Origin of the sequence: Microtetraspora sp. AC03309, from assembly GCF_020826795.1 — a bacterium.
In the GTDB taxonomy this organism is placed as follows: domain Bacteria; phylum Actinomycetota; class Actinomycetes; order Streptosporangiales; family Streptosporangiaceae; genus Microtetraspora; species Microtetraspora glauca.
The window spans coordinates 51,440-64,180 of sequence record NZ_JADDIL010000060.1 but is presented as its reverse complement, the minus strand read 5'-3'; the positions used below and the strand labels follow the sequence as shown (position 1 = coordinate 64,180).

Sequence of the window (12,741 nt, the reverse complement as noted above, 5' to 3'; positions counted from 1 at the left end):
GGATCAGCCGGACCGGCCACGAGTATCCCGTGCAGCCGCCGCCGATCATCGAACCCATGCCCGAGCCCTTCGCCCCCAACGGCTGGACCACCGGCGGGATGGACACCACCGGCATCCAGCAGGTGGGCGACTCCGCAGCGGACGCACGACGGCGTCCCGGCCCCGGCGGACAACCTCGGGCGGACTCCGGCGGCGCACCGGCGGCCGAACCCGCCCGCCCGCTCCAGGACCGCGACCAGCACGTCATCGCCGTGGGCGGCGCGAAGGGCGACCACCTCGATCGGGTCGGCGGCCAGCCGGGTGTCGCCGGAGACGACCACAGCACACACAGGCCGAACAGGACAGGCCTCGCGGTGAGCGGGTACGGCGCGAGCAGCATCACCGACCCCGCCAACGACGAACTCCCGCACCTGCCGACCTGGAACGACGAACCCGCCTGGTGGGAAGAAGTCGTTCCCACGCCCCCGGCGGAACGGGAAGAGCCTGATAACGCGCCCGACCCGGCCGACGACATCCCGCCCTTCTGAGCATGACCGTCAGCGCGTGCGCGCCACCTCGGCGGCGACGGCGCGGAACACGGCGAGGGCCTCGTCTCTCTCAGCATCGGAGGTCGTGGCTCTGGCGAAGCTCGATTTGACGATGACCACTCCGTGGGCGGGTGAGACGTAGATGTACTGCCCGCCGAATCCCGCCGCCATGAAGTCGTCCTGACCGCCGCCGCCCAGCCACCAGTGGAGGCCGTACTGAGGGTTGAAAGACGCGGAAGGCCTGGTCGACTCCTCCGCCCAGGAGGGAGGAACCACCTGGCGCCCCTGGGACAGGCCGCCGTGCAGGTACAGCAGGCCGAAGCGGGCGAAGTCACGATCGGTCGCGTAGTAGCAGCAATATCCGAGGTCGTCGTCCAGCCATGCCGTCGCCTCCATGCCGGCGGCTTTCCAGATCTTCTCCTCCACATAGCGGTGGTACGGCATGCCCGTGGCCTCGGTCACGACCCGCGCGAGGACGAAGGAGTTCATGCTCGTGTACTCGAACCGGCTGCCGGGCTCCCATCCGCGTACCTGCCGTGCCGCCATGGACCTGAGCGACAGGCCGCGACGGGCGGCGACCTGCATCCGCGGCACGTCGTGGCGCTCGTTCCATTCGATCCCCGACGACATTCGCAGCAGGTTTCTGATGGAGACGCCGTCGTAGCCCGAGCCCTGGAGTTCGGGCAGGTACCGGGTCACCGGGTCGTCGATCGAGCGGATTCGTCCCTCACCGAGAGCGATGCCGATCGCCGCCGAAGTGAACGACTTGGCCAGCGACCAGGACTGGAACCGTGTCTCCCGGTCGGCCCCCTGGTAGCGCTCGTACACGATGCGCCGGTCGTCCAGGACGAGGAAGCCGTTGGCGCGTGTGCGCGTCAGGAAGTCGTCGAGGGTGCGCCGCTCTCCGCGGAGTGCGTACGTCACGGAGAGCGATCTGGGGTCGGAGCGCAGCGTGACCGGCCGGTCCGACGGCCGGAGCAGGTCAGAGGAGGACGGCACCGAGGACGGCACCGAGGACTGGGCTGGGGACTGTGCCGGGGACTGTGCCGCGGGCACCGGGGAGACCGGGCTGGGCACGGTGCAGGCGGCCAGCGCGACGGCGAGCGCGGCCGCGCCGGCGGCGAGGACTCTCGAACGCATCACGTGCTCCGCAATCATGATCGGAACGGCCTCCTCGCGTCAGGGGTTCTGGGCGGGAACCGCGGCGCCGAAGGCCACCGCCTTGAGGCAGAACCCCTTGGCCTCCGGATCGACGAGGGCCACGCGCAACCCCGCTCCGGCCCCGGCGTGGGGGAAGTACACCAGCTTGTTCTCAGCGGTCGCGGGCAGGTCGAGCCGGCGGGAAACGGCACCGAGTGAGACCTCGACCGACACGGGACGCGTACTCGTGTACGCGAGAGCTCCCGCCCCTTCGGGGCCGCCGGGTGACTCGACGGGGAAGGCGACGGCGCCGGCCCGCAGCGCGTAGCACGTCCGCTTGCCCCCGCCACCGGCGCGGCGCCCCTCACCGGTCGTGCCGGTGGACTCGTCCGCGTTCCCGTTCAGGTCCTCCACCACGTCGAAGAAGCCGAAGAGCTGCTGCACCGGGACGATCCGCCCCGAGTCGTCCACGACGTACGGACGCTCGGCCGGGCCGGGGTCGCGCATACGGGCGCGGACCGCCTCGTCGGCGAGTGGGGCGAGGACGCGTGAGGTCAGCCGCCGGTCGCCGTTCCATGGCAGCACCACGTGGGCGGGGACCGGCCGGGGGTAGATCTCGGCGCCCGCGGGGAGCTTGGCCAGCGATGTCCGGACGTTGTCCACGTACGGCTGGATCCGGTCGGCGGCGGTGAGGGTGTTCCCGTACGCGTTGACGGACGCCACGGACGCCGCCAGGAACGCGACCGTCAGCAGAGCGGTGGCCAGGGGCGTCATGTCGGGGAGGCGGCGCCGGTAGGCGTCCTTCTCGCCCCGGAGCGGCAGCGCGCTCAGCGCGAAACAGACGGCGAAGACGACCACGGCGTCGGCGACGTACCGCGTCTCGGTCCCGACCAGGGCCGTGTACCTGCCGCGGGCCAGCACGGTCGGCATCGCGTCGGCGACGACGACGTAGAGCGCCGCGATCGCCCACGCCCGCCAGGCGAACCGGCGATAGAGGCAGGTGAGCGCCACCAGGCCGGCCAGCACCAGCCACGAGACCACCACCATGGCGACCGGCGGGTCGGCGAGCCCTCCGGTCCCGGCCAGCCCGCCCCAGTTCAGCGGGCCGCCGACGACGCCCGTCGGGAACGTACGCCCCAGCATCCAGCCGAGGAGTCCCGCGGCCACGTCGGCCTTGGGCACTCCGGCGCCCTCGTCGCCTGCGGTGCCCTGTTGCAGCACGTAGACCAGGCTGTAGACCCCGAGCAGTGCCACGTAGGCCACCCAGATCCGCAGGCGGGAACGCAGCTCCCGCACGATCGCCCGCGGCCACGACGCCGCCGGTGCGAGCGGCCCGAAGTACGCGGTGGTGAGGGCGAACGTCACGAGCGGGAGGAAGGCGCCCTTGGTGGAGAACGCCATCCCGAAGGCCGCCCAGGCCAGGCCGTGCCAGGCATGCCGTACGGCGCCGGTGCGCAGGAACTTCACATGCGCGGCCAGGGAGAACACCATGGCGACCTGCAACGGCACCGCGTTGAGGGCGGCCGACCACCAGCTCAGCGCGGGCACGGTCAGCGGCGCGAAGACGTACAGCGCCAGCGGGACGAGGATGCCGGGGCGGTCGCCGAAGAGGCGGCGCAGGAGCAGCAGCATCCCGGCGGAGGCCGCCGCCTGCAGGGCCAGCATGACGGAGCTCACCAGGAACCAGTTATAGGGAGCGACCCTGGACAGCACCCAGACGAGGGCGAGCGCGCCCGGCATGAGGTGCCCCTTGTGCACCCGCATGAGGTAGTCCCAGGTCAGGCCGTGCTCGTACGCGTCCCCGACGAAGAGGAAATCGTCCTCGATGAAGTAGCCGCGGGCCAGCACACCGGCCTTGAGCACGAGCGAGACCACGATCAGCGCGAGGCCCACGAGGATGATCGGGCCGAGCCGCAGCGAGGGGATGCGGATCTGGACGACGTCCGGCCGCCCCTCGCGCTCGACGTCCGTCTCGGTCATGAGAGCCCTTCCGCCGAAATCGTCGGTGCAACACGTTCTATATACCGTGTAAGCTCCGCCGCGTGGAGACCCATGAGGCGTTCCGTGACGGTACGCCCGATGCCGCACCGTTCCGCGCCGATCTCTCCCGCTCGGTACGGCTGCTGAGCGCGTTCCGCCGGGAGCAGAGCGATCCCGACTTCTTCTACGGCCTGCTCGCCGCGGACACGGTGGCCCAGCTCCGCGGCTACACCGACCTGGACGGCGCGCTGGTCGTGGACGTCGGCGGCGGCCCCGGATACTTCGCCGACGCGCTGCGCGCCGCCGGCGCCCGTACGGTGTGCGTCGACTGCGACGCGGGCGAGATGCGGGCCAGGGACGGCGCGATGCCGGAGGGCGCCGTGCTGGGCAGCGCCCTGTGCCTCCCGCTGCGGACCGGTTCCGTGGACGTGTGCTTCTCGTCCAACGTGCTGGAACACGTTCCCGACCCGCGCGTCATGGCCGACGAGATGGTCCGGGTGACCCGGCCGGGAGGGCTGATCTACCTCTCGTACACGAGCTGGTTCTCCCCGTGGGGCGGGCACGAGACCTCGCCGTGGCACTATCTCGGCGGCCACCGGGCGGCGCGGCGTTACGAGCGGCGGTACGGCAGGCGCCCCAAGAACGTCTACGGCGAGAGCATGTACGCCGTCTCCGTGTCCGAGATGCTCGCGTGGGCCCGCAGCCAGGACCGGCGGGGAGGCGCCGAGCTCGTCGAGGCGCTCCCCCGCTATCACCCCCGGTGGGCCAGGCACGTGGTCCTCCTACCGGGCGTCCGCGAGGTCGTGACCTGGAACCTGCTCCTGGTGCTCCGCGGGCGCTGACCGGCTGAGCCAGAGGCCCGCGCCGACCAGGACGATCCCGAGGACGATCCCCGTGATCGGGAGGACCGTGCGGATCCACGTGGTCCAGGACGAGAACTCCTCTGCCTCGGCCAGGTTGTCCGCCAGTTCCTCGCGGGGCGTGCGCAGGTCGGCCTGGAGGGCGACGAGCCGCTCGGTCCCGTCGGCGGTACGGAAGGTGTGCCGGAGGTTCTCCTCGGCCTTCACCGGCACGCCGCTCACCGGTTCCACCCAGATGGTCCGTTCGGTGCGTGACCAGCGGGTGACCGGTACCGCCGCCCGCGCGGGCAGGCCGAGCAGCCTGCCGGGGAGCGGGGTCGCGACGTCCTCGATCTTCACCGGCAGTGTGCGCTGCTTGTACCTGTAGGTGAGCGTCCCGTTCAGGGTCTCGGTGCCGTCGAAGGTGATGGGCAGCGCCCGCCGCGCCTCGACGTCGTAGTACTCGTAATCCTGTTTCCCGGCGCCGAGGGGCCACCGGAAGGCCAGGCCGGACTGGCGCGCCGCCGTGTCGCCGTCGACGTACTCGCCGCAGCAGTTCACGATCACGCCGGTCCGCCGGTCGAAGGCGGCCCGCCGCTCGTGGTAGCCGATCCGGTCGCCTTCCAGGGTGGTGAGCGAGGCGAACTCGATCCACACGGCCGTGTCGTCGTCCCCGGCCTTGGCGTCCCCGGTCAGCGTCCGGGTGAGCACGATCGGCCCGGTCCGCATCCGCTCGGTCGCGGGGTCGAAGAACGTCGCGGACTTGGCGTACATGCGGCTGACCGACGTCCGCTCCAGCGGGGTGCGGACCACCTGGTCGTACACGTAGCCGCGGAGCAGCGGCACCAGCGTCAGCAGGAAGCCGCCCGCCCCCACCAGCACCAGCGCCAGAGCGCGCCGCGCCGAGGTCCTGTTCATGAAACCGGTCATGAAACCGCTCATGGCGCCGGTACGGCTTCGCCGGCGGTGACGTCACCGGTGCAGAATCCGCTGCCCGCCGGAACGTCGGTGATCAGGACCCGGTCGGTCCCCGGAGGGACGAGGAAGAACATCTTCCCGAACCCCTCCCTGAGGTTGAGCCCGGTGCTCCGGTCCCCGATCCACAACGTGACCTTGACCGGCACGCGTGAGGCGTAGCCGAGCCGTACCAGCGTGCCGGTGACGGGCGCGGAGGTCCTCCTGATCGGCACCTCGACGGCGGCTCCGGACGTCGGCCAGCACCCGTCGGGCGTGGTCGGCACGGTCTTGTCCCCCTTCACCTCGACCGGCGCCAGCCTGCCCGCGTCGTCGAAGACGAGCCCCACGGGGGACGCCGGAGGCCGGTACATCGCCGCCCGCCTGGCGGGGCTCGCCAGCGGCCCGAGCAGCCGCGACGTGAACGCGTACGACCGGTAGGAATCGGCCAGGATGTCGGACGGCACCCGCCGGTCGTAGACGACGGCGTCGGCGGGGGCGGCGGCCAGCGCCCGCTCCGCGTTCCTCAGGTAGGAGACGCGTCTCTCGTTCCCGAGGTGGCCGCCGAAGACGGCCGCGGACGCCAGCGAGGCGACCGTGAACCCGCCCACCACCAGGCCGCCCAGGCCGTACACGACCTCGCGGGACGGCAGCGCCCTCCGGTACGGCGCGGCCTCGCCCGCGACCGGCAGCACGGCGAGGGCGGCGACGAGCGCGAGCAGCGGCACGGCGTCGGCCACATAGCGCGAGTCCGCGCCCGCGAAGGAGCCGATGAGGTAGACGCGTCCGTACAGGGGCGGCGCGATGTCCGCGACCACGATGTACGCCAGGAGGATCGCCCACGCGGCGGCCGCGTGCCTGCGATACCGCACGGTGACGACGAACAGGGCGACGGCCACCGACCAGGACAGGGCGACGAGCAGCCCGGGGGGCGACGTCACCGCCCAGTCGGTGCCGGAGAACCACTTCCACGGCCCGCCGAGCACGGTCGGCAGGAACGTGCGCGCCATCAGCTCCCACACGAAACCCACCGCGTCGCCCAGGCCGGGGAAGCGGCCTCCGTCGGTGTCGCTCGTCACCGTCCGGTACAGGTACAGGACCAGGTAGACCAGGAGCGTTCCGCCGTACAGGATCCAGACCCGGGCGTGCCGCCGCAGCGCGGCCCGCGTGCCACCGAAGTAGACGGCGGTCAGCGCGAACAGCGTGAACGGGATCGCGAACGCCTTGAGGAAGAAGGCCAGGCCGAACAGCGTCCACCAGGCGGCCGCGACGGCGTGGACCGCCCGCCCGGAACGCAGGTACAGGACGTGCGAGGCGACCGCCATCGGCAGCGCGATCTGCAGCGGCACCGTGTTGAGACCGGCGGCCCACCAGGCGAGCGCGGGCACGGTCACCGGCGCGACGAGGAAGACGAGCAGCGGCACGAGGATGATCGGCCGGCGCCCGAACACCACGCGGAGCATCCGGAACACCGCGAGGCCCGCGCAGGCGTGCAGGGCGAGCACGATCCCGGCGGCCAGCCCCCAGTCGTACGGCGCGACGCGGCCGGTCACCCAGGCGAGCAGGAACCCGCCGGGCATGAACTGCCCGTAGTGGACCCGGGTCAGGTACTCCCACGAGAGGCCGCTCTCCAGGGCGCGCGCCATGAACTCGAAGTCGTCCTCCTTGAAGAAGGCGTGCTGGACGATCGACGCCTTCCAGGCGGTCTGCGCCAGGACGAGCAGGACCGCGGTGATGAGGAGGCCATGGCGGCGGAGGCGGTCACGCGCGCCGCCGAGGAAGGACACGAGTTCCGGCGAGAGCGTGATCCGGATCTTCGCGGTTCCCTCGACGGGCGTGATCACGTTTGTCACGGTACTCCCGAAAGGCTGGGTTCACGAGCGGGAACGACCGGGATGTTCGCGAACAGGCAGGCGAGCAACGGCAGGCAGAGCAGTTGCGGCACCAGGTCGGTCAGCGGCCGGCCCCAGGCGGCGTTCTCCACACCGAGCAGGAAGGTCCCGGCGGCGAGGCTCAGCCCGGCGACGGCGAAGCACGCCGCCCCCAGACGCGGCGAGGCGAGCACCCGGAGCGCGCCGAAGAGCACGCCGCGCCTGGCGTGCGCCGCGGCCGAGATCCTGCGGAACCAGACGGCCGCGGCGAACAGGACGGCCAGTACGGCGAGGCCGGCCACGCCGCCCACCCAGAAGCCGTACGCGGCGGCGACCGGCCAGAGCCAGCGCGCCGCCACGACCCGGGGCGCGCACGCGGGCAGGGCGGGGCCGTTCCGGCGGCGGGCCGGCACGAGGGCGAGCGCGATCACGAGGAGGACCAGGACGGCGCCCGACACCAGGCCGGCGCGGTAGACGGCGTCCGGCCGGTACCGCATGGTGACGGTCCCCGTGGTGCCCTCGGGCAGGATCCACGCCTGCCGCCAGCCGTCGAGCCGGACCGCGGCCAGCTCCCGGTCACCGGCGTAGGCGTGCCAGCCGTGGTTGAAGTTCTCGTTGACGACCAGGTAGCTCTCCTGGCCCGCGTCCACCCGGACCCGGCGCTCCCACCCGGTCCACTCCTCCTCCTCGACCGCCCGCGCGGCGACGGCGGGGGCGGTGGAGGACCCCGTCGCGGCTCCGGGGGCGCGCACCACCGCCGTCTGGATCCGGTACGGATCGTCGTTGGACGCGGTCAGCCGGGTCTCCCCCGCCAGGACGTTCACGCGCTCGCACGACTTGTACGTGAGCGCCCTGCCGGCCAGCACGTCGGCCAGCGTGCCACCGACGATCTCGCTGCTCACCGGCACGTCGTTCACCCGCAGCGTGGGGCCGTAGCCACAGGGCAGCCGGAGGGGGAACCCGACCAGGCCGCCGAGCTTCCGCACGCCGGGGATCGTGATGTCGACGACTTCCAGGGAGCGTGAGCTCGGCGCGGTGAACTCGATGGTGAGGGCACGCGCCTTCAACGCCGGGAAGGTGATCCACCCGTCCCGCCCCACCCAGCCCTCGCGGGTGCCGCCCTCCGCGCGCAGGGTCACCCGTACGGGTGGCGCCCCGAGATAGGAGTCGGGGAAGACGACCTTGATCCGGGACAGCGTGGTCGCGCGGGCGAGCCCGACGCTGAGCGACGGCCTGCGGTCGAACGGGTAGGCGTACCAGACCGTCGTGGAGTCACCGTCGAACGCCGACCTGGCGAGCCCCGCCGGGTGGCCGGTGAACGTGGACGACGAGGTGACGGTGAGCGCGTCGCCCGGCAGCGAGGTCAGCTTCTCGATCACCGTGCGGTCGGTGAGCACGGCCTGGCCCGTGACGACCCGGTCGCCCGACCCCTGCGAGACATAGGACCGGTCGAACCCGTAGCCGTCCTCGCCCAGCACCTCCAGCCGTCCGGAGCAGGTCCAGACGTAGGAGCCGCGCATGCACGCCGGAACGTTCCCGTTCCTGCTGAACGACACGGTCGCCTCTCCCGCGCGGTCTCCGGGCACCTCGGGGACGACGATGGTCCGCCCCGCCTTCACCCCGGGGATGCCGAGTTCGGTGACGCCGACGCGGCTGCCCAGGGTCGTCTTCGGCGGGTAGGCCAGCTTCGTCACCCGGACGCGGACGCGGGTCGTCTCGCCCGGAGGGACGGTGAGCCGCTGGTCCTCCTCCGTCGCGCGTACGGCCTGGCGCACCGATCCGGCGTCGGTCTCCACCGTGATCTCCGACGGCGGCGGCCCGATGGCGGCCTGCTCCAGAGCGATCGTCACGTACGGCAGGCGGGTCGGGCGGGTGAGGCGGACCTCCAGCCACTCCCCGACGGCGCCCTTCCATCCGGTCGAGCGCCAGCTCGTGCGCCGGTCCCCGTCGAGGGCCGCGTACGGCTGGTGCCCGGGGTCGCGGGAGCCGGGCATGGCGCTCACGTCCGCCTCGGACGAGGAGGCGCGCACGTCGACGATCTCGAACAGCCGGGCCGTCGACTGGAAGGTCTCCCACGCCGGGTCGGTGAGGTCCGTTCCCGGCGAGGGGTCGTCCCGGGTGAGGGTGGCGCCGTCCGCCTGTCTGAGGTCGCTGAGCGCGACCTCCCTCTTCCGCAGGGTGTCGGTGACGATCGTGTCGAACGGCGGGATCTTCAACGCGCCGGGGTCGTCTCCGAGGATCACCGGGCGGTCGCCGGAGAGGAGGTCCTGCTCGGCGAGGGCGAGCACCGCATCCGGCGCACCGCCCACGCGCAGGGTGCCCTCGGTCGGGACGGTTCCGGCCCGCGGCGCGGGATCGTCCACCTGGTAGATCTCCACCGCTTGGTACGGCTGGTCCAGCCAGCCTGAGGCGGTGTCGTTCTGGCCCATCCCGATGCCGGGGCCGAACCGCGCGACCTGCGTGAGGCCGGGCGAGTCCTCGATCGCCTGGTGGACGCGCGCGGGCCAGGCCGTGCCGATCGTGCGCCGGTCGAGGTCGTTCCGTACGACGAGGTGGGAGACCCCGATCCGGCGCAGCGTGGCGGTGAGCCCGGCCGATCCACGGCCACTGGAGAAGCGGTCGTCGATCGCCCCGAGCAACCGGGTGACCCCCGCGGATCCCCACGGCACGATGGTGTGGGTCGCCCAGCGGGCGGTGAGCAGCGGTTGCATGGGCTCGTCGAGGGGACGGCCCCACAGGTACTCGCCGCGTTTGGAACCGGGCAGGGCGAGGACCATCCCGTCACCGGCGTTGTCGTCCAGCCAGGTGGTCGCCTGCTTCCAGTAGTCGGGGATCTCCGCGAACGACCCGGAGGGGGCGAGCCCCTGGGCGAGCACGGGCAGGCAGGTGGCCGCGACGAGGGCGGCGCTCGCGCCGGCGAGCGGCAGCCGCCATCGCACCTTGACCAGGGTGAGGAGCCCGGCCAGGCCGAGCACCATGGGCAGCCGGATCAGCGCGTCGAACTTGTGCAGGTTGCGGAAGGGCGCGAGCGCGCCGTCGAGCAGTTCGAGGATCGGCCCGTTCAGCGGACCGGCGATGGAGCTGGCGTGACCGGCCACCACGATCGCGACCCCGGTGAGCAGCGCGATCAGCAGGAAGGCCCGTTCCGGCAGGTTCCGCAGGAGCAGCCCGGCCAGGCCGAGGCCCGCGAGCACCACGGTGACGACGATGAGCCAGGGCCGCAGCGCCTGCTCGTACGCCGCCCCCATCCACGGCTCGCCGTCCACGGACAGGAAGGCCAGCCAGCTCGACGTGCCGCGCAGCGTGTTGGTGAGCGAGGTGACCTGGGTCGTCGCGGCCGCGTTCTCGATGTAGGGCAGGAACGAGAAGACGTACTGGCCCATCACCAGCAGCGGCGCCAGCCACCAGCAGGAGACGGCCGCGATCGCGCCGAGCCACCAGGCGATCAGCCGCCTCCGTCGCGGTCCGGGCGACCGGGTCAGCAGATAGACGAAGGGGACGATCAGGACGGCCAGCTCGGCGGCGGCGTTGACGCCTCCGCAGAACAGGAACGCGACCCCGGACAGCGCCGCCGCCCGGCGCGGTCCCAGCGTGCCGCCGGCCCCCTTGACCAGCGGCAGCATGACCCACGGCAGCACGGCGCTGGGCAGGAACTCGGAGGAGTTGATGCCGATCAGCGCCTGCGCGTGGGGTGCCAGCGCGTACGCGAACCCGGCGAGGACGCGCGTGCCCGGCGTGCCGATCCGCAGCGCGCGGGCGAGCTGGACCACCCCGAGGAAGGCCGCGCACAGCACGAACGACATCCACAGCCGCTGGACGTTCCACGCGGGCATGTCCAGCGCGAGGAACAGCGCGTAGAACGGCCCCATCGGGAACAGGTAGCCGTACGCCTGGTTCTGCAGGTGGCCGAAGTAGGCGTCGTCCCACAGGTGCAGCGCGCGGCCGAGGAACGCGATCGGGTTGACCGCCATGTCGAGCTTGGTCTCGGCGATGATCTTCTCGGTGGCGGTGTTGAAGGCCACCGCGCCGAGCAGCAGACATCCCGCGAGCAGCCGTAGCCGGTGCCGGAAGCGATCGCTGTACGCCGCCGCTTCCGGGTCGATCCTGGGGCGGTTCCCGGGAACCGCCCAGCCGACAAGGGTCACTCAGCTGCTCCGGGGAGGGGGATGCTCTTGGCGAGCTCGGCGGCGATCAGATCCGCCATGCTAGCGCCGGTTTTGCCCCAGGTGAACTCCCTTGCCCAGTTTCGACACGCGTCCTGGACCTCGGCACGCCGCCGCGGGTCGGAGAGCTCCTTGAGGGCACGCTCGACCGTTTCGGCGAGGCGGTCGTGCTCGCCCACGAGCCATCCCGTGACGCCGTGGTTGACGGAGTCGCGCAGCCCGGCGACGTCGTACGCCACGGTGGGCACACCGAGGGCCGCCGCCTCGATGACCGTCAGTCCCCAGCCTTCGAACTCGGAGGCGGTCACGTTGAGCACCGCCGCGCTCAGGACGGCGTTCTTCTCGGGCTCACCGAGATAGCCGTGGAGGCGCACCCGGTCGGTCACGCCCCTCGCCTCCGCCCGCCACCTGAGCCGGTCGAGTTCGGGGCCGCGCCCGACCACGTGTACGGCGAGGCCCGGCCATGTCTCGCGCAGGTCGGCGGCGAGGTCGACGACCCGGTCGATCCGCTTGTGCCCGACGAGGCGGCCCACGTACACGACGGCCGGTTCGCCCTCCACGGGGACGTCCGCGATCGGGCGGACGACCGGGCCGCCGTTGGGGATGATCACGATCGGCGCGAGCCAGCGCAGCCGGGCGCGCAGTTCGTCGCGCGACGACTCGGAGACGGTGATCGTGGTCCGGTTCCGGTAGACCAGGCGGGCGACGGGCCCCTCGACGAAGCAGCCGATCCTGGCCAGCCATCTCGGGAAGAACGCGTAGAACTGGCGGTCGTGGACGTGGTGGACCAGCGAGACCACGGCCGTGTGCCGCCCGACGACCAGGGGCGCGAAGAACGGGACGCCGTTCATCGAGTCGACGACCAGGTCGAACCGGCGCCGCCTGAGCAGCAACCACAGCGGCACCAGCAGGTAGACGAGGTAGCGGTTCCCCATGCGCCGCAGCTCGATGCCGTCCCGCCGTTCCGCCGCCCGCTGCCCGGGTTCGCGGCTGGTGACGAAGTGGACCCGCGCGCCCTCGCCCACGAGGAACCGGCTGACCTGCCAGGCGTACTCTTCGGCACCGCCGGCGACGGACTGGAGGGGTTCGCGGAAGTTGAGCACGGCGACGCGCACACCGCGCAGGGAGAGCTGGGGATCGCCGGTTCCGGCCGTGCCGCGGAGCTGGGGGTGGAGCCCGTCGCGCCGCTCGGGGGCGAACGGGGCGCCGCTCGTTCCCACATCCGGTACGGCCACGATCACTCCTCCCGTTCCTCGTACGGCACCGC

Annotated in this window: 7 protein-coding genes and 1 pseudogene; 2 read left to right on the top strand and 6 right to left on the bottom strand. The window is 72.2% G+C overall.

Annotated elements, in window-relative coordinates; translation table 11 throughout:
• Positions 1–527 (top strand): annotated as a pseudogene (locus tag IMZ11_RS29995) (hypothetical protein); the annotation flags it as partial.
• A gap of 9 nt (positions 528–536) precedes the next feature.
• Here the strand turns inward: IMZ11_RS29995 and IMZ11_RS29990 are convergent.
• Together IMZ11_RS29990 and IMZ11_RS29985 are read right to left on the bottom strand one after the other, a co-directional pair.
• Positions 537–1,667 (bottom strand): serine hydrolase, encoded by a 1,131-nt coding sequence (locus IMZ11_RS29990; RefSeq protein WP_228645787.1) that lies wholly within the window; start codon positions 1,665–1,667, stop codon positions 537–539.
• Positions 1,668–1,706: 39 nt separating this feature from the next.
• Positions 1,707–3,647 (bottom strand): hypothetical protein, encoded by a 1,941-nt coding sequence (locus IMZ11_RS29985; RefSeq protein WP_228645786.1) that lies wholly within the window; start codon positions 3,645–3,647, stop codon positions 1,707–1,709.
• 62 nt (positions 3,648–3,709) lie between these two features.
• Between IMZ11_RS29985 and IMZ11_RS29980 the strand changes: the two genes are divergently transcribed.
• Complete coding sequence (locus IMZ11_RS29980; protein ID WP_228645785.1) at positions 3,710–4,489, top strand: bifunctional 2-polyprenyl-6-hydroxyphenol methylase/3-demethylubiquinol 3-O-methyltransferase UbiG; 780 nt, start codon at positions 3,710–3,712, stop codon at positions 4,487–4,489.
• On the opposite strand, the gene IMZ11_RS29975 is transcribed toward IMZ11_RS29980, so the two are convergent.
• From IMZ11_RS29975 to IMZ11_RS29960, 4 genes are read right to left on the bottom strand one after another with little or no spacing between them, the layout of a single operon-like run.
• Entirely contained in the window at positions 4,430–5,416 is a 987-nt protein-coding gene (locus IMZ11_RS29975) for a DUF3068 domain-containing protein (protein WP_228645784.1), read from the bottom strand. The genes IMZ11_RS29980 and IMZ11_RS29975 overlap by 60 nt on opposite strands.
• Before the next feature lie 8 nt (positions 5,417–5,424).
• On the bottom strand, positions 5,425–7,284 hold the full coding sequence (locus IMZ11_RS29970) for a hypothetical protein (RefSeq protein ID WP_228645783.1): 1,860 nt from the start codon (positions 7,282–7,284) through the stop codon (positions 5,425–5,427).
• 5 nt (positions 7,285–7,289) lie between these two features.
• Entirely contained in the window at positions 7,290–11,456 is a 4,167-nt protein-coding gene (locus tag IMZ11_RS29965; RefSeq protein ID WP_228645782.1) for an alpha-(1->3)-arabinofuranosyltransferase, read from the bottom strand.
• Positions 11,453–12,709 (bottom strand): glycosyltransferase family 4 protein, encoded by a 1,257-nt coding sequence (locus IMZ11_RS29960; RefSeq protein ID WP_228645781.1) that lies wholly within the window; start codon positions 12,707–12,709, stop codon positions 11,453–11,455. The genes IMZ11_RS29965 and IMZ11_RS29960 overlap by 4 nt, the downstream gene beginning before the upstream one ends.
• Positions 12,710–12,741: the final 32 nt, after the last annotated feature.